Source organism: Mycobacterium sp. 48b, assembly GCF_048282725.1.
Taxonomy (GTDB): domain Bacteria; phylum Actinomycetota; class Actinomycetes; order Mycobacteriales; family Mycobacteriaceae; genus Mycobacterium.
Genome location: NZ_JBLVUL010000001.1, coordinates 7,340,549 through 7,363,684, shown reverse-complemented (window position 1 = coordinate 7,363,684; position 23,136 = coordinate 7,340,549). Strand labels below are relative to the sequence as shown.

The 23,136-nt window shown below is 67.3% G+C and carries 23 protein-coding genes and 2 pseudogenes; 9 read left to right on the top strand and 16 right to left on the bottom strand.

What is annotated here, in order from left to right; all coding sequences use genetic code 11:
* Positions 1 to 358: 358 nt before the first annotated feature.
* Genes ACNQR1_RS35920 through ACNQR1_RS35905 form a run of 4 tightly spaced genes read left to right on the top strand, consistent with a single transcriptional unit; the run spans position 359 to position 3,276 of the window.
* Positions 359 to 1,192: an MFS transporter gene (locus ACNQR1_RS35920; protein WP_052773276.1), complete on the top strand. Its 834-nt coding sequence runs from the start codon at positions 359 to 361 to the stop codon at positions 1,190 to 1,192.
* A gap of 39 nt (positions 1,193 to 1,231) precedes the next feature.
* Positions 1,232 to 2,545 (top strand): IS256 family transposase, encoded by a 1,314-nt coding sequence (locus ACNQR1_RS35915; protein WP_019344575.1) that lies wholly within the window; start codon positions 1,232 to 1,234, stop codon positions 2,543 to 2,545.
* A gap of 20 nt (positions 2,546 to 2,565) precedes the next feature.
* Positions 2,566 to 2,781 carry an IclR family transcriptional regulator domain-containing protein gene (locus tag ACNQR1_RS35910; RefSeq protein ID WP_074414912.1) on the top strand — a complete coding sequence of 72 codons (216 nt, stop codon included), beginning with the start codon at positions 2,566 to 2,568 and terminating at the stop codon, positions 2,779 to 2,781.
* A 24-nt stretch (positions 2,782 to 2,805) separates the two neighbouring features.
* On the top strand, positions 2,806 to 3,276 hold the full coding sequence (locus tag ACNQR1_RS35905; RefSeq protein ID WP_047040856.1) for a hypothetical protein: 471 nt from the start codon (positions 2,806 to 2,808) through the stop codon (positions 3,274 to 3,276).
* 224 nt (positions 3,277 to 3,500) lie between these two features.
* Here the strand turns inward: ACNQR1_RS35905 and ACNQR1_RS35900 are convergent, their stop codons facing one another.
* The 7 genes from ACNQR1_RS35900 to pcaH form a co-directional block, all read right to left on the bottom strand.
* On the bottom strand, positions 3,501 to 3,989 hold the full coding sequence (locus tag ACNQR1_RS35900) for a cupin domain-containing protein (RefSeq protein WP_047040871.1): 489 nt from the start codon (positions 3,987 to 3,989) through the stop codon (positions 3,501 to 3,503).
* A 71-nt stretch (positions 3,990 to 4,060) separates the two neighbouring features.
* Complete coding sequence (locus ACNQR1_RS35895; RefSeq protein WP_047040853.1) at positions 4,061 to 4,750, bottom strand: 3-oxoacid CoA-transferase subunit B; 690 nt, start codon at positions 4,748 to 4,750, stop codon at positions 4,061 to 4,063.
* The gene (locus ACNQR1_RS35890) at positions 4,747 to 5,445 is read right to left on the bottom strand and encodes a 3-oxoacid CoA-transferase subunit A (RefSeq protein WP_047040851.1); all 699 of its coding nucleotides are present in this window, start codon (positions 5,443 to 5,445) and stop codon (positions 4,747 to 4,749) included. Before ACNQR1_RS35890 ends, ACNQR1_RS35895 begins: the two co-directional genes overlap by 4 nt.
* On the bottom strand, positions 5,442 to 6,623 hold the full coding sequence (pcaC, locus tag ACNQR1_RS35885; protein WP_047040849.1) for a 4-carboxymuconolactone decarboxylase: 1,182 nt from the start codon (positions 6,621 to 6,623) through the stop codon (positions 5,442 to 5,444). The genes ACNQR1_RS35890 and pcaC overlap by 4 nt, the downstream gene beginning before the upstream one ends.
* Positions 6,620 to 7,825 (bottom strand): lyase family protein, encoded by a 1,206-nt coding sequence (locus ACNQR1_RS35880; RefSeq protein WP_043416463.1) that lies wholly within the window; start codon positions 7,823 to 7,825, stop codon positions 6,620 to 6,622. The genes pcaC and ACNQR1_RS35880 overlap by 4 nt, the downstream gene beginning before the upstream one ends.
* Positions 7,822 to 8,391 carry a protocatechuate 3,4-dioxygenase subunit alpha gene (pcaG, locus tag ACNQR1_RS35875; protein ID WP_043416462.1) on the bottom strand — a complete coding sequence of 190 codons (570 nt, stop codon included), beginning with the start codon at positions 8,389 to 8,391 and terminating at the stop codon, positions 7,822 to 7,824. Before pcaG ends, ACNQR1_RS35880 begins: the two co-directional genes overlap by 4 nt.
* The gene (pcaH, locus tag ACNQR1_RS35870) at positions 8,391 to 9,188 is read right to left on the bottom strand and encodes a protocatechuate 3,4-dioxygenase subunit beta (RefSeq protein ID WP_043416460.1); all 798 of its coding nucleotides are present in this window, start codon (positions 9,186 to 9,188) and stop codon (positions 8,391 to 8,393) included. The genes pcaG and pcaH overlap by 1 nt, the downstream gene beginning before the upstream one ends.
* 70 nt (positions 9,189 to 9,258) lie before the next feature.
* Between pcaH and ACNQR1_RS35865 the strand changes: the two genes are divergently transcribed.
* Positions 9,259 to 10,008, top strand: coding sequence for an IclR family transcriptional regulator (locus ACNQR1_RS35865; RefSeq protein WP_047040843.1), 750 nt, complete (start codon positions 9,259 to 9,261; stop codon positions 10,006 to 10,008).
* A 291-nt stretch (positions 10,009 to 10,299) separates the two neighbouring features.
* On the opposite strand, the pseudogene ACNQR1_RS35860 reads toward ACNQR1_RS35865, so the two are convergent.
* Positions 10,300 to 11,552 (bottom strand): annotated as a pseudogene (locus ACNQR1_RS35860) (IS256 family transposase).
* Between ACNQR1_RS35860 and ACNQR1_RS35855 the strand changes: the two are divergent.
* Positions 11,442 to 11,681: a hypothetical protein gene (locus tag ACNQR1_RS35855; RefSeq protein ID WP_224866092.1), complete on the top strand. Its 240-nt coding sequence runs from the start codon at positions 11,442 to 11,444 to the stop codon at positions 11,679 to 11,681. The pseudogene ACNQR1_RS35860 and the gene ACNQR1_RS35855 sit on opposite strands and share 111 nt — an antisense overlap.
* Before the next feature lie 222 nt (positions 11,682 to 11,903).
* Here the strand turns inward: ACNQR1_RS35855 and ACNQR1_RS35850 are convergent.
* The 7 genes and pseudogenes from ACNQR1_RS35850 to ACNQR1_RS35820 form a co-directional block, all read right to left on the bottom strand.
* Positions 11,904 to 12,641, bottom strand: a pseudogene (locus ACNQR1_RS35850) (transposase); the annotation flags it as partial.
* Between the two features lie 77 nt (positions 12,642 to 12,718).
* Positions 12,719 to 13,672: a tyrosine-type recombinase/integrase gene (locus ACNQR1_RS35845; RefSeq protein ID WP_017682183.1), complete on the bottom strand. Its 954-nt coding sequence runs from the start codon at positions 13,670 to 13,672 to the stop codon at positions 12,719 to 12,721.
* Between the two features lie 117 nt (positions 13,673 to 13,789).
* Positions 13,790 to 15,169, bottom strand: coding sequence for a dihydrolipoyl dehydrogenase family protein (locus ACNQR1_RS35840; RefSeq protein WP_010596918.1), 1,380 nt, complete (start codon positions 15,167 to 15,169; stop codon positions 13,790 to 13,792).
* Positions 15,166 to 16,062: a cytochrome c biogenesis CcdA family protein gene (locus ACNQR1_RS35835; protein WP_010596917.1), complete on the bottom strand. Its 897-nt coding sequence runs from the start codon at positions 16,060 to 16,062 to the stop codon at positions 15,166 to 15,168. The genes ACNQR1_RS35840 and ACNQR1_RS35835 overlap by 4 nt, the downstream gene beginning before the upstream one ends.
* Positions 16,059 to 16,565, bottom strand: coding sequence for a TlpA family protein disulfide reductase (locus ACNQR1_RS35830; protein WP_010596916.1), 507 nt, complete (start codon positions 16,563 to 16,565; stop codon positions 16,059 to 16,061). Before ACNQR1_RS35830 ends, ACNQR1_RS35835 begins: the two co-directional genes overlap by 4 nt.
* The gene (locus ACNQR1_RS35825) at positions 16,562 to 16,861 is read right to left on the bottom strand and encodes a hypothetical protein (RefSeq protein ID WP_010596915.1); all 300 of its coding nucleotides are present in this window, start codon (positions 16,859 to 16,861) and stop codon (positions 16,562 to 16,564) included. Before ACNQR1_RS35825 ends, ACNQR1_RS35830 begins: the two co-directional genes overlap by 4 nt.
* Positions 16,861 to 17,250, bottom strand: coding sequence for an ArsR/SmtB family transcription factor (locus ACNQR1_RS35820; RefSeq protein ID WP_026138108.1), 390 nt, complete (start codon positions 17,248 to 17,250; stop codon positions 16,861 to 16,863). Before ACNQR1_RS35820 ends, ACNQR1_RS35825 begins: the two co-directional genes overlap by 1 nt.
* Before the next feature lie 128 nt (positions 17,251 to 17,378).
* On the opposite strand from ACNQR1_RS35820, the gene merA reads away from it, so the two are divergent.
* The 3 genes from merA (at position 17,379) to merB (ending at position 19,996) form a co-directional block, all read left to right on the top strand.
* Positions 17,379 to 18,818: a mercury(II) reductase gene (gene merA, locus ACNQR1_RS35815; protein ID WP_010596913.1), complete on the top strand. Its 1,440-nt coding sequence runs from the start codon at positions 17,379 to 17,381 to the stop codon at positions 18,816 to 18,818.
* An 18-nt stretch (positions 18,819 to 18,836) separates the two neighbouring features.
* A complete protein-coding gene (locus ACNQR1_RS35810; protein ID WP_010596912.1) occupies positions 18,837 to 19,280 on the top strand; it encodes a MerR family transcriptional regulator in 444 nt (147 codons plus the stop codon).
* A 71-nt stretch (positions 19,281 to 19,351) separates the two neighbouring features.
* Positions 19,352 to 19,996 (top strand): organomercurial lyase MerB, encoded by a 645-nt coding sequence (gene merB / locus ACNQR1_RS35805; protein WP_010596911.1) that lies wholly within the window; start codon positions 19,352 to 19,354, stop codon positions 19,994 to 19,996.
* A gap of 68 nt (positions 19,997 to 20,064) precedes the next feature.
* On the opposite strand, the gene ACNQR1_RS35800 is transcribed toward merB, so the two are convergent.
* Positions 20,065 to 23,076: a Tn3 family transposase gene (locus tag ACNQR1_RS35800; protein ID WP_017682184.1), complete on the bottom strand. Its 3,012-nt coding sequence runs from the start codon at positions 23,074 to 23,076 to the stop codon at positions 20,065 to 20,067.
* Between the last annotated feature and the right edge of the window lie 60 nt (positions 23,077 to 23,136).

Sequence of the window (23,136 nt, the reverse complement as noted above, 5' to 3'; positions counted from 1 at the left end):
AGTAGGCGGGCGACCGCCACGAGCTGCGAAGCCCGGATTGAGCGGAACCATTGACGAACGACGAGCGAGTGGATAGCACCCATCAGAGTCACTCTCTGCCTAACAGAGGGCAGTGGCCCACAGGCCATCATGCTCCAACTGGAATGCAGCGCCAGGTCAATCTCCCCCAGGAAGAGAGATTGACCTTCGACGTGAAAATGCTCTCGAGCGAGACAAAAAGCTTCTGCGACGCGACATGCCGTCGCGTGTTCGACACAACTTCGCTTCAAGTGGTCGGATGCATCAGTGATCGCGAATTAGACACATGGAGAAGTTCGACATTCTCACCCTCCGCCTATTAGAGAAGGAAGACTGACCAATGAAACAAACACTGTCCAAATTCGAGTCTGAGTCGGTACGTACCCACTCTCGCCGTGCCGCCATCGCCGCCGCAGCCGGTAATGTCTTGGAGGGTTATGACATCGGGATTTATGGCTATTCGGCGGTTATCCTCGCCAAGCTCTTCTTTTCTGACAACGGAACCGGCGCGTTGATCTTAACCTTTGCCGTCTTCGCCTCCGGCTACCTCACGAAGCCACTGGGCGCCGTGCTGTTTGGCCACATTGGAGACCGTTACGGCCGGCGCTTGGCTCTCGTTACTTCAGTCCTGCTCATCGGTATTTGCACGGTACTTATTGGTGTGCTGCCAACCCAGGCCTCCATCGGAATTTCTGCGCCTATCCTACTTACAATTCTCCGCCTGCTCCAGGGCATCGCAGCTGGAGGCGAATCATCTGGCTCGGCCATCTTTATGGTTGAGTCGGCCCCGCCCGCGCACCGCGGCCTCTACGGAAGCTGGCAGCAGGTAAGTACAGCTGGAGGTCTATTGCTTAGCTCGGGAGCGATTGGTGTCCTGTCAGCCGTATTCACTCAGGAAGAAATTTTCGTTTGGGCATGGAGGATCCCCTTCCTTCTCGCCATATTCACAACTCTCGGAGCCCTGTGGCTGCGCCTCGGAGTCGAGGAGACCCCCACGTTTGAGGCACTCGAAAAGAGTGATGCAGTTGTGCACAACCCATTGATGGTTAGCATCAAAAAATTCTGGAGAGAGATAGTCGTGACCATCGGGGTCGCGAGAGCAATGATCAGAACCTGTGGATCCCGGGCGGGCGTGCCTTCCCGGAAGATGATCTGCAAGGAATCCGAATTCTGATCAAGACCAGCGTTGGCGCGCTGGCGGGAAGGCACGCCCGTGCTCACGGTAGTAGACAACAACGACGACTCCAACGAGACCCGCAATGCGGCCGGTGCGGGCCGGTCGTTGCTCGACCAGATCGTCCGCGACGGTGCCCGGCAGATGCTGGCCGCGGCGTTGCAGGCCGAGGTCGCCGACTATGTAGCCCGGTATGCCGGTGAGGTCGACGAACACGGCCACCGACTGGTGGTCCGCAACGGATACCACGCCGAACGTGAGGTCGTGACCTCGGCGGGTGCGGTGGCGGTGAAGGCGCCCCGCGTGAACGACAAGCGGATCGACCCCGATACCGGCGAGCGCAAGCGGTTCTCCTCGGCGATCCTGCCCGCCTGGGCTCGCAAGTCCGAGCAGGTATCGGAGGTGCTGCCGCTGCTGTACCTGCACGGCCTGTCAACCAGTGACTTCGGGCCGGCGCTCGAACAGTTCCTCGGCACCGGCGCCGGACTGTCCGCATCCTCGATCACCCGGCTCACGGCCCAGTGGCAGGACGAGGCGAAGGCCTTCGGCACCAGGGACCTCTCGCAGGTCGACTACGTGTACCTGTGGGTCGACGGCATCCACCTGAAAGTCCGGCTCGAGCAGGAAAAGCTCTGCCTGTTGGTGATGCTCGGGGTGCGGGCGGACGGCCGCAAGGAACTCGTCGCCCTGGCCGACGGCTACCGAGAGTCCACCGAGTCCTGGGCGGACCTGCTGCGGGATTGCCGCCGCCGCGGGATGCGCGCGCCGGCGCTCGCGGTCGGGGACGGAGCTTTGGGATTCTGGCGGGCACTGCGGGAGGTGTTCCCCGCCACCCGCGAACAACGCTGCTGGTTCCACAAACAAGCCAACGTTCTTGCTGCACTCCCGAAATCGGCGCATCCGGGTGCGTTGGCGGCGATGAAGGAGATCATCGGGGCCGAGGACATCGACAAGGCGCAGTTGGCGATCGCAGCGTTCGAACGTGACTACAGCGCGAAGTACCCGAAAGCGGTGAAGAAAATCGTCGATGACGCCGACGTGCTGCTCGAGTACTTCCGGTATCCCGCCGAGCACTGGGTGCATCTACGCACCACGAACCCGATCGAATCGACCTTCGCGACGGTTCGGCTTCGGACCAGGGTGACCAAGGGCCCGGGATCACGGGCGGCGGGCATGGCGATGGCCTACAAGCTGATCGAAGCAGCGCAGTCGCGGTGGCGGGCGGTCAACGCACCACACCTGGTGGCGTTGGTGCGGGCCGGCGCAGTGTTCCACCAGGGCAAGCTCCTCGAACGTCCGGTCGACATCACCCCGGAACCATCGCCCGACACCCCAGTGTCCGAGGTCGCCTGACGACCCTCGATCCACAGGATTTGACTATTTCTCGAAAGAGCGGTTTCGCGACCAGTAGGGAGGAAAGCGAAGAAGGTGTCGCATCCGTTGCTGTCGCCATACCTGCAAGAGGTCCCGACGTGAGGCTGGCACTAAATGCATCAGCGCCGAGCTATCGGTTACGGCCATCACATGTCCGCAAAGTAGCTGGCATCATCGGCGAAGCTGCCGCAGAGCTTGCTACTAAGCTGGTCTAACTACATTGGCAAAGGAGATGTTCTGTGTCGAGTACCCCCGACCTGCCGGCGTTCGTTTCGACGATCGATGACTACCTGCGCTTAGAACAGCGCCACTCGCCGGCCGAGCAAATGTTCGCAACCGTCCTCACAGACGACTTCGAAATCGGCTTTCGCGGCGGCCACCAATGGAAGGGACTCAATGGTCTGCGGTTGTATCTCACGCAGCGGGACGGGATTTTCGACGAACGCCTCGAACTGCGTCAAGTACTTTCCTACGTTCCGGTGCAGGAGGATGTCATCGAGCTGACGACACGACTCGAGTTCTTCTTCCGTCGCTGGAGAGCTCCTTCGCCGGTCAGCGAAGAATTCACCGGTGCGGCCTTTCACACGTGGCTGATCCGCATTGTCGACCATGAGACCCGCGTGGCCCGGGTGGTTATCGATGGATTTGCAAATCTCAACGACAACGCCAGGGCGGCGTTTGCTATCCCAGATGAAGGGTTCGACGAATAACGCATGTGACCGCATCGTGATCACTTTGCGCTTTACTCGCACAACCCGTGGGCCGACAACACGGGTGCAGATCAGGCCGCCTGCTTCGCCGGGAGACGCCGCGGCCACGAAAGTTGCAGGGCGGCTGGACATTAGCGCCGTGGATGGGTTGACCGGCCGCCGTGTGTTTGACCGCCGTCGTCAAGCGCCCTTCGAAGCGATTACCTTGACAATTTCTCCACTGCTTACGTGTCGCCGACGCCGAAAGCCTCGGCGAAGCTAACGTTGCCCCTGGTTTCCCTCTGGGTTGCGTCCACGGCAGCCAGGAGGCGGGAGTTCTCGATGACTATCATCTCGACGTCCTGTTGGTCATCTGCATAGTGGCGATGCCATACCCACGGCGGCGTATACACGAAGTCGCCTGCGCTCCACGTTACGCGTTGATCGCCAATCTCCGACCAGCCCGAGCCATGTCGCACGAAGTGAACTGACTCGTGTACGTGTCGATGAAGGTCACTGCCCGCACCGGCGGGGATCTTCTGCAGGAAGAACTCAATGGAGCGGGCGGGTATCCGCAGAAGCAATCCAATTTCTGATGGGCTTCCGGTCTGGATCCAGTGTGCCTCGGTGGAGTTCACGACGAGGTGCTCCTCGGTCACGTGCTGGGTGTCGCGATCCCCTGCGCGCGCCATACTTTCGGCGAAATCGGCTAGCTCGTCACGGGATAGGGTCATCAATCCACTCCTCTGGGAATTTCGTCGCTGAGCGAGCATGGAGTCACTTTTCGGCGACCCAAGCGCCAGGGTCACGACAGAGCTATGTGCAAGCGCTTCTCGAGCGCGGCGATACTGATGGCGAAGGTCTCGAGTACGCGCACGCGTCCGTCTCCGGCGTTGTCGATGTCGAAGATCGCGTACTCGGTATACAGCCGGCTGACGCACCGAAGCCCGGTCAGCGGGTAACTGCACTCCGGAACCAACTTCGCGGTCCTGTCCTTGCCGAACAGCGTCATCATCACGAATACGCGCTTCGCTCCGATGGCGAGATCCATCGCACCCCCGACCGCGGGAATGGCGTCCGGTGCTCCGGTGTGCCAGTTGGCGAGGTCTCCACGCTCGCTGACCTGAAACGCCCCGAGCACACACACGTCGAGATGGCCGCCGCGCATCATGGCGAAGGAGTCGGCGTGGTGGAAGTAGGACGCCCCAGGGGTTTCGGTGACCGGAACCTTGCCTGCATTGGTGAGATCCGGGTCAATGGCGTCTCCTGTCGCGGCGCCTCCCATGCCGAGCATGCCGTTCTCGGTGTGCAGCACCACCTCGGCGGCGGGGTCGAGGTAGTCGGCGACCATCGTGGGCTGGCCGATGCCGAGATTGACGTACGACCCAGGTGCGATGTCGCGGGCGATCATCGCGGCGATCTCCCCGCGGTCCAACGGGCCACGGTCGAGATGCTCGACACGACGCCGTGTCCTTGCATCGAGCGTTCCCGTCACGAGGCGGCCTCGGTGCGGGCGGCGGGAATCGAGGACAGGTCGAGGATGCGGTCGACGAAGATACCCGGCGTCACGACCGTCTCGGGGTCGATGCCTCCGGTCTCGACGACGCGGGAGACCTCAACGACGGTCAGCGTGGCGGCGGTCGCCATGACCGGACCGAAGTTGCGAGCAGTCTTGCGGTACAACAGGTTTCCGGCCCGGTCGGCCAGGTGTGCTGCGATGAGTGCGACGTCGCCGCGGATCGGATACTCCAGCACGTAGTCGCGGCCGTCGATCGTGCGGATCTCCTTGCCCGAGGCGAGCGGGGTGCCGACACCGGTCGGGCAGAAGAACGCGCCAATGCCCGCGCCTGCCGCTCTGATCCGCTCGGCCAGGTTGCCCTGCGGGACCACTTCGAGGTCGACCATGCCGTCCCGGTAGAGCCTGTCGAACACGTACGAATCGGCCTGTCGGGGGAAGGAACAAATGACCTTCGCGACCCGACCGGCAGCCAGCAGCGCGGCCAGACCGGTGTCGCCGTTGCCCGCGTTGTTGCTGACGATGGTGAGCTCGGCGGCGCCCTGTTCGATGATCGCATCGATGAGTGTGGTGGGCATGCCCGCCATGCCGAATCCGCCGACGAGAATTGTGGCGCCGTCAGCGATTCCGGCGACGGCTTCGTGGGCGGCGGCGCAGACGGCGGTGCGGCTCATGACGACGCCCGCTCGTCCTCGTCGAATTCCGGCAATACCTCGGCGGCGATGCGAAACGCGGAGTTGGCGTCGGGGACGCCACAGTAGATGGCAGTCTGCATCAGCAGCTCCTTGATCTCGTCGTTGCTCAAACCGTTCCGGCGGGCCGCTCGCAGGTGCATCGCCAGTTCCTCGCGGTGCCCGCGCGCGACCAGCGCCGTCAGGGTGATCATCGAGCGGCTGCGAAGGTCTAGACCTGGGCGTGTCCAGATGGTTCCCCAGGCGTACTGGGTGATCAGGTGCTGGAAATCGGCGGTCATGTCGGTGGTACCGGCGATTGCCCGGTCGACGTGCCCGTCGCCGAGCACCTGGCGCCGTATCGCCATTCCCGCGCGACACACATCCTCGACGGTCCTAGTCGCAGGCTGCGGAATACCCACCTGCTCTGCGATGAGGCCGGCGACCCGGTCCGGGGCTTCGGCGGGTGCCAGGTGGCCGACACCGTCGAGCACTACGAGGTCACCGTCCTGGACACCGGAGGCGATGCGCCGCAATGACTCCGGCGGTGTGGGCACGTCGGCGCTGCCTGCCACGGCCAGGACGGGAGTGACGATCTCGCGCAATCGGTCGGAGACGTCGAATGCCGCGAGGGCCTCGCAGGCCTGCGCATAGGACTCCGGATCGGTGTGGCTGAGGGTGTCCAGCAGCGCCGCGCCGACACCTGGTTGCCGGTCGACGAAGCCCGGCGCGAACCACCGCTGGGCCGCGCCCGAGAGTAAGGTTTCGACGCCCTCGGCGCGGACGGTGGCGGCGCGCTCGAGCCAGCCAGCTGGGGTGCCGATCAACGCACCGGTGCCCAGTAGGGTCGCCGAGTCCACCCGTTGCGGCGCGTCGAGCATCAGCTGCAGACCGACACAGCCACCGAGCGAATCACCGGCGTAGTGGAAGGTCTCGGCGTGCATGTCGTCGGCGAGTGCCAGCACGGCGACCGCGAGTTCGGCGATCGTGAAGGGCTCGCCAGGACCGCCTCGACCGTGACCGGGTAGGTCCCACCCGACGACGCGGGCGTGCGCACTCAGCCATCCAGCCGCAGCGCTCCACAGCGTGGCTGCCGAGGTACCCAGTGAAGGCCCCAGCACGAGGACAGGCGCACCGTCGGGTCCGCCGAAGTCGATTGTGGCCAAGGCCGGAATGGTCATGACGCAGACTTGATGAAGCGGCGGGCCCGACTCAAGGTCGAATCGATCAGCCGATCGGCGGCACCGGTGTAGTCGGGCCGTGCTGGGCTACCGGTCAACTCGGTCATTGCACGTTGTTCGGTGAGCAGCCCGCCCGCGTCGGCCAGGTTCGCGGCCGCCCGCGCCGTGTCCACCTGCAACCCGGAGAGCAGTTCGGAGGCTTGGATGGCCGCCACGACGGTGTGGCGGGCGAGCGTGCGCAGTGTGGCCCATTCGGCGTGCCACGCGCCGTCGGAGCGCTCGTCGACACTCGCTCCTGCGGCCAGGTGCAGGGTGGCGCCCAAGGTGCCCGCGGTGAGCGCGGTGCGCCGGATCAACACAGAGCGGACGGGATTGTTCTTGTGCGGCATCGTCGATGAGCCGCCACCAGTCCCCTCGGCCAGCTCGCCGACCTCGGGCCGGCTACCGGTCGCGATGTCGGCGGCGATGTGCCCCCAGGCGTCGCAGCAGCTCACCAACGCATCCCCGATGCGGGTGATCGCCGAGCGGGTGGTGTGCCAGGGCGGAGCCGGCGCCAGCCGCAGTGCGCCGGCGAGCGCGTCGCTCAACGCGATGGCGCCGTCCACCGAACCGGTCAATTCGGTAGCCGCCGCCAGCGTTCCCACCGCGCCACCGACCTGCACCGGCAGCGAGGGCAGCAGCCCGGTCAGCGGTTCGGCGGCGTCCAGTATGCCGGTAAGCCAACGTGCCATCTTGGCGCCGAAGGTGCTTGGTAGGGCGGCCTGGGTCAGGGTACGCGCGAGTGTTGGTGTGCTCCGGTGCCTCTCAGCGAGCTCGGACAGCGCCCGGACTTGGACGGTGAACTCGTCGCCGATGCGCATGAGGACATCACGGGCGCAGATGACGAGCGCTGTGTCGACGACGTCCTGACTGGTTAGCCCGCGGTGTAACCAGCGGGCTGTCGCCGCCGTTGAGCGCTCACGCAACAACGTGACCAGAGCGCTGACGGGGCTGCCGTCGGTGGCGGCGCGGCGGGCGATCGACTCGGTGTCGGCGTCGGCGATGAGGTCTGCCAAGCTGGCACGCGCCTCTTGCGGTGCGATACCGGCGTCGACGAGGCTGTCCAGCCACGCCCGTTCCACGGCCACCATGGCCTCGAGGAATGCGGGGCCGCTCATCAGGTCGCCTGCGAGGTCGTCGCCCGGCCAGAAGAGGTCAGTCATCGCTGGTGTCCCGCGTAGCGCAGGAAGACCGTCTCGGGTTTGCCTGGCGCGTCCTGCAATTGGATGTCGAAGCGTAGTCCGGCGCCCTCGCGGGTGGCGATGAGCGTGTCGCGACGCTCGGGCGGCAGGGACGCCAGCAGTGGATCGCCGGCCAGCTGCCCCCCGGGCACGTAGGCGCGGGTGAACAGCCGGTTGAGCAGCCCGCGGGCGAACACGGTGATCAGAAAGAACGGTGCCGCACCGGGATCGCAGGGACCTGGGATGACGGTGGAAAAGTTGTACCGTCCGCCATCGTCGGTGCCGGCGCGGCCCCACCCAGTGAAGGTCCAGCCGTCCCGGTGTAGCGAGCCGGTGGACGTGGGGATGGTGCCGTCGGCGTTTGCCTGCCAGATCTCAAGTAGGGCGTCGGGAACAGGCTGGCCGTCACCATCGAGGACCAAGCCGGAAAGCTGGACGGCACCCGGTGAGCCGGCCGGAACCAGCTGGTCGCACCGGTCGAACGGGAGTGCGTAACCGAAAAAGGGTCCGACGGTCTGCCCCGGGGTGGCGGTGAGCAGGGTATTCATCAGTGTTCGCTTCCGCGGTGGGGATCCTCGGTCGGAGTGCGCGTCGCGCCGGTGAGGATGATGTCCCACCGGTATCCGGTGGCCCATTCGTGGGTGGTGACGTCGTGGTCGTAGTTGGCAATCAGTCGGTCTCGGGCCTTTCGGTCGGTGATCGACTGATAGATCGGGTCCAGCGCGAACAACGGGTCGCCGGGGAAGTACATCTGGGTGATCAGCCGTTGCGTGAATTCCGTTCCGAACACCGAGAAGTGGATGTGGGCTGGGCGCCAAGCGTTGCGGTGGTTCCTCCACGGATACGGCCCTGGCTTGATCGTGGTGAAGCGGTAGCTTCCGTCGTCATCGGTCAGGCAGCGGCCGACGCCGGTGAAGTTGGGGTCGATCGCGGACGGGTGCTGATCACGCTTGTGGATGTAGCGACCGCCGGCGTTGGCCTGCCAGATCTCGACGAGTTGACGTCGCACCGGCCGTCCGTCGCCGTCGACCACCCGGCCGGTCACCACTATCCGTTCGCCGATGGGTTCGCCTGAGTGCTGGATGGTGAGGTCCGATTCAAGCGGATGCACGTCGCGTTCGGAAAAGCAGGGCGTCCACAGCTCGACGCCCTCCGGGTCAGCGTGGTGTAGGTCCTTCGTGGGATGACGCAGCAGGCTGCTGCGGTAGGGCGCGTAGCCGAGCCGCGGCTGCGTCTCCTCGATGCCAGCGCGCTGATACTCGGACTCGATCGCCTCGATCTCCGCGCTGATCGCCTGCTGCCTCGGCAACCCGCCGTCGGGATCGGGGTCGATCACTGCTGTCATAGCCTTGACACTATTGGCTCCTCGGCGACTGACCTACGCTAGATTACCACTGAGCGGAAAGGATCCGTGAGTGGCGGGAAATACCTCAACGCCCGGCACCAGCGTCGCTTCTCGTTTGCTGCGCATGGTCGCCGCCTTCGATGAGTGGCACCGGACACTGACGCTGTCCGAACTGGCGGGTAGGGCCAGCCTGCCGATGGCCACGGCCCACCGGCTGGCTGCCGAACTGGTTGCGGGCGGGGCGTTGCAGCGCCGCACGGACGGTCGTTTCGAGGTCGGCCGACTGATGTGGAGCGCTGGGCTGCTCGCCCCGGTCGGAGGCGGATTACGGCAGGTCGCAGAGCCGTTCTTGCACGATGTCTACGCGGCAACGCTCGCCACCGTGCACCTCGCGGTACGCGACGGCAACGAAGTATTGTACCTCGAGCGGATGATGGGTAGGGCATCCGTGCCGATCGTTAGCACCGTCGGCAGCAGGTTGCCGATGCACTGCACCGGCGTCGGCAAGGTGCTGTTGGCGCACGCGCCACGCGAAGTCCAGGATCAGGTGTTTGCCAATCTGACTCCGATTACTCCCTACACAATCACCCAGCCTGCGGTGCTGTCCCGACAGTTGGAGGGGGTGCGGCGCGAGGGGTTGGCTACCACCGTGGAAGAGATGTCGCTAGGCGCCTGTTCACTGGCCGTGCCGATCGTCCGGCAGTCCGACGACGCTGTGGTGGCCGCGATCGCCGTCGTAGTTCCGTCGTTGAAGCGAGGTCGCCAGCGACTGCTCGGCGCCCTGCAGGTGGCTGCCCGCGGCATCGTCCGGCTGCTGTGACCCACGGGCCGCCGCAGCAGCGATCGCTGTGCTGTCGGGCGGCTTCTGACAAAACGCGACACCGTCGCTAGCCGTCGAAAAAGTGGTGACTGCCATGACATCTGGCGCGAATCGGAGTCCGCGCCGCGGTGGAGGGATAGACGCGACCGATCCCCCAGTTGAAGCTGAGAAAGCATCAGCAAAGGGTCCGCCGTTCAACGATCAGCGGCGGAATCCATCCTGCCCACCTCGCACTCTCACCTCGCGAATCGTCACTTGGAGGAATTGTCAATACCTGTGGATCGGGGTGTTTCAGGCGACCTCCGTTCCGGCGTCCTGATCGTCGTCTGAGGGCGGTGTTGGTGGGGTGATGTCGGTGGGGCGTTCGAGCAGTTTGCCTTTGTGGAAGACCGCGCCGGCGCGGACCAGGGCGACCAGGTGCGGGGCGTTGACGGCGCGCCAGCGGGCCGAGGCGGCGTCGATCAGCTTGTAGGCCATCGCTAGTCCGGCCGTTCGCGATCCCGGGCCTTTTGTCACCTTGGTCCGAAGTCGCACTGTGGCGAAGGTGCTTTCGATCGGGTTCGTCGTGCGCAGGTGGATCCAATGTTCGGCCGGGTACTTGAAGAACTCCAGCAGCACATCGAGGTCGTCGGTGATCTTGGCGACCGCCTTGGGGTACTTGGCGCCGAAATCGACCTCGAAGGCCTTGACCGCGAGCTGGGCCTTGTCGATATCCTCGGCGTTGTAGATCTCCTTGAGTGCCGCCAGGGCCGACGGGTGTGCTGATTTCGGCAGTGCGGCAAGAACATTGGCTTGCTTGTGGAACCAGCAGCGCTGCTCTTTGGTGGCCGGGAACACCTCACGGACCGCTTTCCAGAACCCGAGTGCACCGTCACCGACGGCGAGCACGGGGCGGTCATGCCGCGCCGTTTGCAGTCGCGCAGCAGATCGGCCCACGACTCGGCCGATTCACGGTAGCCGTCGCTGATCGCCACCAGCTCCTTGCGGCCGTCAGCGCGCACACCGAGCATCACCAGCAGACACAGCTTTTCCTGGTCCAGGCGGACCTTGAGGGGGATGCCGTCGACCCACAGGTAGACATAGTCGCTGCCCGACAGATCGCGACGACCGAACGCGGCGGCCTCATCTTGCCACTGCGACGTGAGCCGGGTGATCGTCGATGCCGACAACCCGGCACCGGAGCCGAGGAACTGCTCCAGGGCCGGGGTGAAATCGCTGCTCGACAACCCGTGCAGGTACAACAGCGGCAACACCTCGGACATCTGCGGGGACTTGCGCGCCCAGGCCGGCAGGATCGCCGAGGAGAACCGCTTGCGTTCACCAGTGTCGGGATCGACACGTTTGTCGTTGACCCGCGGGGCCCTCACCTGCACCGCACCGGCTGCGGTCAGCACCTCGCGCGGCTGGTGGTAGCCGTTGCGGACCACCAATCGGTGGCCGTTGTCATCGCGCTGGTCAGCGAACTGCGCCACGTAGGCGGCGACCTCGGCCTGCAACGCCGCGGCCAGCATCTGCCGAGCGCCATCACGGACAATCTCATCCAACAACGACCGACCAGCACCACTGTCGGTGTTGTCGTTGGCCTCCGCGCCGTCGTGAACTACGGTGAGCATGGGCGTACCTTCCCAACCAGCGCGCCAACGCCGGTCTTGATCGAATACCTGATTCCGTGATGATCATCCTCGGGAAGGTGCGCTCATTTTCACGCCCCCACGCCGAGGCTCATCCACAGGTTCTGATCATTCCTCTCACTAAGCCTGATTCCACCGACCGACGGTGTGGTGGCCGGTTGAGCTGATGGTCTTGATCCGGGCTGGTGGTGGGCATGACGAGGCCGCTGGTCTGTCCAGCTTTTCCTGTCGGGTTCCTGGTTGTCGGGTCGGGTGGTCGGTGGTTCAGGCGCTGGATCGGTGGCCGATGGTGTTGTGCCACAGGGTCATCCATGCTGGTTCGGCGGGCCAGTGCCGGGGTAGGTGCAGGATCGGTCGTCGTTGGGGTCGGGCCAGACGAGCCGGGATATTGACCAGGTGACGGCGCAGGGTCGCCCCGCGCGCGGTGCGGTGACGGGTCCCGGCCAGGGTCGCGGTGGCGCGCAGCAGATTGTGGGCGATCGCGGCGCAGACGGCCCAGGCACTGTTGGCGCCGAAGCGCCCGGAGGGAATGTGGGCCAAGGGGCCGTCGATGAGGTCGGCGAAGGTGGTTTCGATGATGGCGTGGCGGCGGTGGGTGATGTCGGCGTCGGTGGCCGACTCGGTGGTGTTGGTGAAAAACGGGTGATACCGCCAGATCGGGAACAGCCCGTCTTGGGGTTGGTTGGCGTCTTTGACCCGGCGCACGATCAGCCGGGCGGTGACCGCCTCATAGGTGCCGGTTTTGGCCATGGTGTAGACGGCTTCAGCGACTTCGGCATCAGAGATCCAGGCCCCGGTCTCGCGATCGAGCACCGCACCCGGGTATTTCACCGGGGTCCAGGCGTTCTCGGGAATGCTGTCGATGGCGCGTTGCACCGCGGCGTTGCGGGTCAGCACCAGCGAGAACACCGCCCCGTAGCGGCGGCATACCCGGATCACCGCCCGCGATCCATAGGCGCTGTCACCGCGCACGATGATCTGCCCGGTGACGCCGGGGTCCCGGCAGTAATGGCGCAAAAAACAACGAGGTTCGCGTAGCGCCTGGTCCGGGTAGACGGACGAGTCGTTGTTGGTGGCCGCTATCGGTGGCCGCGGTCGGGACCGAGGAGGCTGGTGATGCCGCGCATGGCCGCCGGTGAGGGTTTGAAGTAGCGGCGCAGGTTGTCGGGTTTGCGGTGGCGGGACTTGGCCATTAGCTCGAGCAGGCTGGCTCCGGCCTCGCCGAGATGCGTCAGGCCAGAATGCCGGAGTTCGTGCAGGTCCCAGCCGGTGCCGGGTCCGTTGGTGGCGGTGGCGGCATCGAGCAGGGCGCGGGCCTGGCCGTAGGACAACCTGGCCAGGCCGGTGTCGGGGCAGATGTCGCGGTCGGCGACGGCTTTGCGGGGTCCGGGTCGGCGGTGGGTGACGAACAGCGGTCCGCGGGTGCGGCCCTTGGTGAGGCGTGGCAGGAGCCGGGCGGTACCCGCGTCCCAGTACACGAGCTCGTGCGCGTACTCGTGATGGGCGGCGCCGCGGCGGCGGGTGCGGGGCTTGGCGCCCTTGGACTTCACCGGGCAGCACCGCCCGGCCAGGTCGAGGTCTTCGATGTTGACCTGGAGCAGTTCCTCGGTGCGGGCGCATGTTTCGTAGAGCATCCGCCACAGCGTCTTATCCCGCAGGTCGATGTCGCGGCGGGTGATGAGCCGGTCGATCGCGGTGCGCGAGCGCACCGGGGTGGCCGAGTCCGGCGGGGTGGAGCGTTTCACCCACGCGGGGACCGCCGGGGCGAGGTGTCCGTGCTCGCGGCACCACGCCAGCCAAGACGCGACCGCGGCGCGGCGGGCGTTCCAGGTGTTGACCGCCGCCTCGCCCCACAAAGTTTCCAGGGTTTCGCCGATCTCGTCGTCGGCGACATTGGCCAGCGGCCGGGCCTCGCCGAGCCTGGCGGTGGTCTTATCGACGGCGATGGCGTAGGAGCGGCGGGTGTTCGGGGAGCGGATCGAGTCGAGGAAGCCGTCGCCGGCGGCGCGGACGGTGATCCCGGACGACAACATTGTGACCTCCCTGGCCTGCTTGCCACAGATAACAGGGCCGCTTCGCGCACCGCCGGAGCGGAGTCGTCGCAGGCCGGGTTTCATGGTGCCACAGATAACAGGGTGTTATCTGTGGGATCAGTCGGCGGCGGGTCGGTGGACGCCGCCGGCGGCGGCGTTGACGGCTTCGGCGAGGGTGGGGTGGATGTGGATGGCGGCGGCGAGTTGGCCGTAGGTGGCGCCGCAGGTCATGGCGATGACGGCTTCGTGGACGAGGTCGCCGCCGTCGGGTCCGGCGATGTGGCAGCCGAGGATCCGGTCGGTGGCGGCGTCGGCGACGAATTTGACCAGGCCGCGGGTGTTGCCGATGGCGCGTGCTTTGGCAACGCCGGTGAAGTTCTGGCGGCCGATGATCACGTCGTAGCCGGCTGCGCGGGCGGCGGGTTCGGTCAGGCCGACGGCTCCGACTTCGGGGTCGGTGAACACCGCGTGCGGCACGACACGTCCGGTGGTGGTGCGGTCCTGGTCGCGGTAGACGGTGCGGTAGACGATGTCGGCGTCGTCGCGGGCGGTGTGGGTGAACATCGGCCCGCCCCGCAGGTCGCCGATCGCCCACACGTTGTCGGCGGAGGTGTTCAGGGTGTCGCCGACGGTGAGGAAGCCGTGCGGGTCGGGTTGCAGGTCGAGGTGTTCCAGGCCCAGGGCGTCGGTGTTGGGGGTGCGCCCGGTGGCGAGCAGCAGGTGGCTGCCGGTGATCTCGGCGGTCTCGGTGCCGGTGCAGCCGATCCGGATGTTGCCGGCCGTCCCGGCGGCGTGAGTACAGGTGGTGGCGGTCGCGACAGTGATGCCGTCGGCAGTCATGCCGTCGGCGACGGCGGCGCTGATGTCGGGGTCTTCCCCGGGCAGCAGCCGGTCGGCGCGCTGGACGATGGTGACCTCGGCGCCGAATCGCCGGAACATCTGCGCGAATTCGCAGCCGACGTAGCCGCCGCCGACGACGAGCAGGTGGGCGGGTAGTTCGGTGAGGTCGAGCAGCGTGCGGGAGGTGTAGTAGGGCACGGCATCCAAGCCGTCGATGGCCGGGAGGGTGGTGCGGGTGCCGGTCGCGAGGATGATCCGGTCCGCGGTCAGGGTGGTGCCGTCGACGGTGAGGCGCCGGTTACCGGTGAATTGTCCTGCGGCGTGGTAGAAGTCGAGGTCGGCGGATTTTTCGACGGCCCGATACGATCCGGCCCGGATGGAATCGACGAGGGTGTTCTTACGCTCCACCACGGCGGCCAGGTCGACGGTGACCGGACCGCCGACGCGGACGCCGAACTCGGCGGCGCGGCGGGCCTGATGGGCGACGGCGGCGGAGGCGATCATCGTCTTGGTGGGGATGCAGCCCCGGTTCAGGCAGGTCCCGCCGAGCAGTTCCTTCTCGACGAAGGCGACCCGGCCGTGGCGGGCGGCGCGCAGCGCCAGTGGCAGCCCGGACATTCCGCCGCCGAGCACGAGGGTGTCGTAGCGTTCGGTCATTGCGGGCGCCCTTCCTCGATGACGGTCGTCGGGGTGCAGCAGTCGACGGGTGCGGCATCGGTAACGCGGCGCCGGATCATGCGGTGAGCGAGGACGGTGACGGCGGCGGTGAGCACGGTCAGTGCCGCGATCGTCGCCATCAGTGGTGTGTGGTTCTGCAGCCAGGTGCTGGCGGTGGTGGACAGGGCCGCGAATCCGTTGGTGCCGGTGGTGTCGCCGGTGACGGCGGGCAGCCAGTACCAGGCCAGGTAGGCGCCGGTGAGGATGAGCACGGTCGCGGTGATGCGGGTGCCGTGCCGGGCGAGGGCGGCGAGATGGTGGGTGAGCGCGGTACCGGCGGCCGCGGCGGCGAGGCTGACCAGCAGCAGGATCGTCGCGGCGCCGAGGGTGTAGGCGACGAACACCGCGAGCAGCGCACCCCAGCCCGCGGTGGCCTGGGCCTGGGCGATGACGGCCAGCAGCACCCCGAACGTGCACGACAGCGACGCCGCGGCGTAGCCGATCCCGGCGAGGACGATCCCGGTTGTGCCGCCCGGCCCGGTGGCCGGGCGCAGCGCTCGGGTGGGCAGTCGCAGACCGAGCACGCGGCCGGTGAACATGACGACACCGAGCAATACCAGGGCGACACCGACGACCAGACCGAGCCACGGCGCGGCGCTGATCAGCGCGCGGGCACCGGCGCTGATGGCCAGCCCCGCCACGGCCAGGGTGCCCGCGAACCCGAGGGTAAAAGCGACGCCGGTTCGCAGCGCCCGCGCCGTGCGTACCCCGAGCGGTTCGGTGGCGGTGTCGCCGAGGGTGTGGGTGATCCAGGCCGGCAGCAGCGCGAAACCGCACGGATTGACCGGGGCGAGCATGCCCGCGGTGAACGCCAAGGCCAGCAGCCCGTTCACCGGTCCCCGGCCTTCGCCAGCGCGGCGGTGATCTGATCGGCGGACGGGTCGGCGGCCCGGTAGGCGACCGCACCGCCGGGGTCGACGACGAGCAGGGTCGACAGGGCGGCCACGGAGTACCGCTTGGTCAGGGTCGCATCGGTGTCGATGACCGCGGGCACGGTGTCGGTCCCGGTTTGCTGCTGGAAGTCGGTGACGACCTGGGCAGGTTCGGCCGGATCCATGTCGACCAGGACGAAAGCGGCGGTGTCACCGAGTTGTCGCGCAGCCTGCGACAGCGACTTCGCGCCGCCCACGCATTCACCGCAGCCGACCGAAAAGAAGAACATCGCCGTCGGCTTGCCGCTGGGCACGGTCACCGGCGCCCCGGACAGCGCGGTGACCGTGACGGGGTCGGTGGCGGCGCGGGGCGAGGCGGTGTCGGTGCCGCAGGCAGCCAGCACCGTGACCGCCAGGGCGGCGAGCGCCGCGCTCACCGTGCGTCGGGTGATCGGCGTGGTCACGGCTGGGAACTCCGATCGGTCGACGCGTTGGGCTGATGCGATCGGCGGGTGCCCAGCAGTCCGCGGACTGTCCCTCGCTGCGGCGGCTTACGACGGCGCGCGGTGTAGCCGACGGCGGCGAGGACCATCACCGCGGCGGCCACGATCGGTCCCCAACTGCGCAGCGCACCGCCGAGGGCGGTGAGCGCACCGGCCGCGATCAAGGCCGGTCCGGCGCAGCACACGATCATGGCCACGGCGGCACCCACCACCGCGAGCGGGCCGCCGATCCCCGTGGAGTTGTTGCGTACGTTCATCAATGTCCTGCTCCGTTCACACGAGCGGTGTCGATGCGGGTGCAGCAGGTCAGCGCGGCGGCGTTGTCGGCGGCGAGGGAGCGGGCCAGCATCACCAGGTCCGCGACGCGTGGGTCGCCGACGGAGTAGCGCAGCTTCTTGCCGTCACGGCGCGCGGTCACATAACCGCAGTCGGCCAGGCAGGACAGGTGCACCGACACCCGCGGCTGGGAGATCCCGGCATGCTCGACACACTCCGCGGAGGTGCGCTCGGCGGCCAAGATGAACTCCAGCAGCTTCAACCGCGTCGGATCCGACAGCGCGCGAAAGAACTTCGCCGTCGCATCCAGGTGCGTGCAGGCCGTCTCGCCACCGGGCGCGGTGACGGCGGCGGTCGTGGACCGGGGCAAGGGGATCGCCTCCACAAGAAGAAAGTTGAACTATTCGGATAAGCGCATAGTATGATGTCCGGAGATATTCGTCAACGCGAATAGCAACCTGTTCCGTGACCGGAGTCCCCCAGCAAGGAGAACCCGCCGTGACCACGACATCCCCGCGCGCCGATCTGGCGATCATCGGTTCCGGTTCGGCGGCGTTCGCCGCCGCCATCGCCGCGGTCAACCTCGGCAAACGGGTGGTGATGGTCGAGCGCGCCGCGATCGGCGGCACCTGCGTGAACGTGGGCTGCGTGCCGTCGAAGGCGCTGCTGGCCGCCGCGGAGGCCCGGCACACCGCGGCGAGCGCCGACCGGTTCCCGGGGCTGGCGGCGACCGGGGCACCGGTGGACTTCGCCGAGCTGATCGCGGGCAAGAACGCGCTGGTCGACCGGCTTCGCGGCGAGAAGTACCTCGACCTGGCCGCCGACTACGGCTGGGAGATCGTCTCGGGAACCGCCGTCTTCACCGGTACCACCGACGCACCGGTGCTGCGGGTCGAGCAGGGGGCCGATGGCCCGCGGGTGATCGACGCCGATCAGTACCTGATCGCGACCGGCGCCGCGCCGTGGGCGCCGCCGACCGACGGGCTCGCCGAGGCGGGGTATCTGACCTCGACCACCGCGATGGAGCTCGACGTCCTGCCGGGGTCGCTGATCGTGGTGGGCGGCAACGCCATCGGTCTCGAACAGGCACAGTTGTTCGCCCGGCTCGGCACCCGGGTCACGGTGATCGAGGCCCTGGATCGGCTGGCGCCGTTCGAGGAACCCGAGATCTCCCGGGCCATCGCGCAGGTGTTCGCCGACGAAGCCATCACCGTGCTCACCGGCGCCACCCTCGACAAGGCACTGGCCGAGGGCGGCGAGAAACTCGTCACCGTCCGCACCGCCGACGGGGCCACCACCGAACTGCGGGCCGCCCAGCTGCTCATCGCCACCGGCCGCCGCCCCGACACCCCCGGATTGAATCTGGCGGCGGTCGGGGTACGCACCGACGACCGCGGCGCCGTCGTCGTCGACGCCCACCAGCGCAGCAGCAACCCGCGGATCTGGGCCGCGGGCGACGTGGCCGGCGGCCCCCAATTCGTGTACGTCGCGGCGGCGCAGGGCACACTCGCCGCCGGCAACGCCCTCGGGCACGCCGGCCGCACCCTGGACTACACGGCGCTGCCGCGGGTGACATTCACCAGCCCGGCCATCGCCGCGGTCGGCCACACCGACAGCCAAGCCGCCGCAGCCGGATTACGGACCGAGTCGCGGCTGCTCACCGGTGCGAACGTGCCGCGTGCCCTGGTCAACCGGGACACCCGTGGTGTGGTCAAACTCGTCGCCGAGGCCGGGACCGGGCGGGTGCTAGGCGTGCACGCCGTCGCCGAGGGTGCCGGGGATCTGATCACCGCCGCCGGGTACGCGATCACCGCGGGCATGACCGTCGACCAGCTCGCCCGCACCTGGGCGCCGTATCTGACCATGGCCGAAGCGCTGAAACTCACCGCCCAAACCTTCACCGCCGATGTCGCCAAGCTGTCCTGCTGCGCGGGCTGAGGACCGGATCGAGCCGTCATGAACACACCGGTGATGACCATCGGAGACCTGGCCCGCCGCACCGGAGTGCCGGCGAAAGTACTACGCCGCCACCACGACCTGGGCCTGATCTACAGCCTCGGCCGCAGCCGGGCCGGATACCGGCTCTTCGACGAACACGCGCTGTGGTGCGTCGAGGTCATCGCCACCCTGCGCGGCCTCGGCCTCACGGAGGCCGAAATCCGTCAGCTCGCCGCCACCTGCGACGACAGCGCCCGGCCGGTCGGACCGCAGCTGGCCGAACTACTGGCCCGCTCCCGGACCCGGATCGAGGACCGCATCCGCGACCTCGACGAGCAGCGCCGCCGCATCGACGAGTTCGAACACCACCACCACGACGCGTTGACCCGGGCGACCAGCCACGACCGAGCCGCCGCCCCGCCGTGGGTGCCGGATCCGAGGACATGCGGCTGCGGCGCTTGACCTTCCCTGCGGTGGCAAGCCCGACACTCGATCCCACACCCGTGACTACACGCTCCGAGGGGACACCAGCGATGACGACCAACCCGTTCGCCACCACCATCGTCGACACACTGTTCGACTCCACCGCCAATACGGGAACGAACCTGATGGGCACCGCGATGCGGCTGCTCGCGGCCGGTGAACCGATCACCATCGAACAGCTCGCTACCGCCGCCGGCGCCAGCGTCGCCGACGTCGAGAACGCGCCCGCCGCCGCGGACATCGAATACGACGACCGGCACCGCATCCTCGGCTGGGGCCTGACCCTCAATCCCACCCCGCACCGGTTCACCGTCGACGGCCACCAGCTCTACACCTGGTGCGCCGCCGACACCCTGCTGTTCCCCGCCATCATCGGTCGCCCCGCCACCGTCGAATCCACCTGCGCCGCAACCGGAACCACCATCCGACTGTCCGTTGACCCGGCCTCCGGGGTCAGCGGCCTCGACCCGGCCACCGCGGTCATCTCTGTACCCGGCCCCGACGAACTCGACCCGACCCGGGTCCGCGCCACCACCTGCAACCCCGGCCGCTACTTCGCCACCGCCGTGGCGGCCGCCGACTGGCAGAGCCGGCACCCCACCGGGCTCGTGCTGCCCGTCGCCGACGCCTACGCCCAGCTGCGCCCGATCAGCGACCGCGTCCTCACCGCCACCGAACCACCACGCTGTCGCTGACCCAACCCAGGCCACCGATGTGCCCAGCTACGCCCCAGCACCCTCTCCCGGAAGGTGGTAGCCGGCGGTCAGAAGAGGGTGTCGCGGACCCGCAGCGGCCGGTACCCGGTGGGGCCGAGCTGGGCCAGTTCGGCGTCGATGTCGACCTCGATGGCGCCGAAGAAGTTGATGTTCTCGCTGTGCGCCGGAGAAATGTGCGCCAGCACCTCGTCATCGATGCGCCGCCCGGCCCGCCGCATCTGTTCGGTCGCCAGACCGTAATACTCCGTGGTCCAGGCGATGACGGCGTTGGTCGCCAACGTGAGGCACCATGCCTGTTCGGTCTGTCCCTCCAGGTGCCTCGCGCGCACGGTTCCTTCATGCGCGTAGAGCAGGTCGCGGCGGAGCGCGTGCAGGGATTCGCCCTTGTTGAGCTGGCGGGAGATCTTGCGTCGATAGCCCGGGTCGGACAGATACCGGGCGGCGTAGATCGTGCGCCGCAGCGCCCCGTACTCCTTGAGCGCCGCCGCGAGGGCGTTCTGCCGGCCCGACGCCGACAGCTTGCCGACCAGCAGCGACGCGGTGGCGTGCCCGAACTTCAGCGACCCGGCCAGCCGGAGCAGGTCGTCGTAGTGCTCGGCGATCAGATCGAGATTGCACCGCCGGGTCAAAAGCGGGCCCGCGTGCGGGAACGCGGACTCGACCTGGGCTCGCGGCGCCGCCCGGTACAGGGTGATCCGGCCCAGGTCCCGGATGCGGGGCGAGAGCTGCAACCCGAGCAGGTCGAACAGCCCGAAGTTCACCAGGGTGACGCCGTGCGTGTCGGTCGCATGCTCGGTGATCGGCAGATCCGTTGCATTGCCGAGGATTTCGTCCAGCACGTAGTGAGCTTCACGTCTCGTCGCGACGATGACCTTCGTGCCGTAGGTGGCGTGCTGATCGGTGACATGGGTATACGTGCTCAGTCCTTCGTTCGCGAAATAGCGGCTCAACGCTCTGGCAGTGACCGATTTGCCACGGGTCGGGAACCGCTGCCCATCACTGGAGGACAGGGTGCCGGCCCCGAAGATCGGGGTCAGCGGCAGGCGTTGGTGGTAGTCGATGATCGTCAGGTTCGCCGCCCGCAGCGTCTCCTCCCGCACATACCACTCCGAAGTCCAGGCCAGGATGTCGTAGGAGATGCCGGAGGCCTCCGCCATACGGGTGAGACCCAGGTTGGTGGAGTAGGCCAGCAGCACCGCGATGAGGTTGCGCTTCAACTCCGGGGTGCGGGACTGCTTACCGCCGGCGTGGGTGAAGCAGTCCAGGTAGCCGGTGCGTTTGTCCAGCTCGATCAACAGCGACACGATCGGCGCGAACGGCAGCATCTCCGTCAACTCCTGCTTCAACGCCACCGCTTCGGCCGGAACGTCTTCTGCCGACAGCGGCGAGACCACCAGGTCACCGGCCTCATCGAGACGGACCGGGCCGTCGCCGTCGGCGAGCACCTTCTCCAACTCGCTCATAGCGTCGTGCAGCTCGTCGGTGGCGGTCGCCAGGGCGCGGGCCGGATCAGCGGACTTGCCGACCAGGCGGCAGAACTCGTCACGCTGCGGCTCCCACGCCTGCGGGGTCAGCAGGTAAGCGGCCGGGTCGGCGTAGCGGCGCGACCCCGGCACGAACACGTCGCCGCTGCGCAACCCGTCCCGCAGCCCCAGCAGCACGCACAGCTCCCAGTAGTGCCGATAGGCGGTGGTGTTGCCGGCTTTGCGGGCCTCGTCGAGGTAGCCGCGCCACTTCGTCGGCACGAACCCCGTCGGCGCGTCGTCGGGCACCTTGCGGGTACCGGTCGCATTCAGCTCCCGCAGCATGTGCACCCCGATCAGCAGCTCGATCGCCGCGGTGCCGCCGGCGAACCGGACTGTCGACAGCACCTGCGGGGTGAACTGCCGCAGATAGGAGTACGAGCTGTCCAGAGCGGCCAGGTGCCCGTGATCGCGCGGCAGCCGAGGTTTGGCCTGCGCGACCGCGGCCCGCAACCGCTCCCATCCGATCCGATCGCCCCGGATCAGGCCGCCGATCTCCTCGTCAGGGATCTGCGTGTCGGTGATGATGGCCAGCAAGTCGTCGAGCAACCCCTGCCGATCCTCTCCGGCCTTACCGCGCTCGGCGAGCTCGTCGCGCATCCGGCGTTCGGCTTTGCTCAACCTGGCCGAGATCGCCTGATCGAACAGCTGCACCACCTCGTCGAGCACATCGGTGGCCGACTGAGCCAACACCGTGAGCAGGATCGGGTAGCGGCGTTGCGGATCCCGGCGTTCCAAGGCTTGGCCCGTCAAGCGTCGGCCCACAGTCGCCAGGAACCGCCGCCGCTCCGCCGGCAGCACCGACATATCCAGCTCATCCGCGCCCAGGTTGCGCAGGAACACCAGCTTCTCGACCTCGGCCTTCACCGCGGTCGCCGACGCCTCCACCGGGCCGGTCGACAACCACCGCAACCGCGACATCCCGATAGACGGGTCGGCGACCAGCAACGCATCCAGTTCCTTACACCGCTGCGGCGTGAACTCGCGCGCCAACCGGTCATAGGTCTCCCGCTGCGCCTGCGTGCGAGCATGCGCGACCCGGCGGACCACCGTGTCCGGGCCCGGCCGGATCACCCGCGCCGAGATCAGGTACTCACACGCCAGCCGGAACAACAGCGTCGGCGAATCGTGCTCCATCGCCCGCGCCAGAAGGAACTCATCCAGCTCCTTCAACTCCATCGACCCGGCAGGCCGCCACCCCAGATACTGGGCCACCAGCCGCACATGCTCGGTCCGCGTCTGCGCCCGCTTGCCATACGAACGAAGCTGCACCGCATCGACATTCAGCTGATCCGCCAACCGGGCCACCGCCACCGGCGGCGCCGACGACACCTTGTCCGGCACGAACCCCAGCCACGGCAAGGTGCACAACGCCACCGCCAGGCCCAGACGGACCGCAGGGCCCCTGCCCTGCGGAGCAACGAACGCCAGATCCGCCGGGGTCAGCGTGAAGTACCGGAACAACTCCTCACGACTGATCTCCGGGAACTCCCGCAGGCGCTGCAACTCCTCGTCCGCGAATACCCGCGTCGCCACGAACCCCAGCCTCCAAAACGCCGACCAACCTCATCGGCAGCCAAGCCAAGCACCAACCAC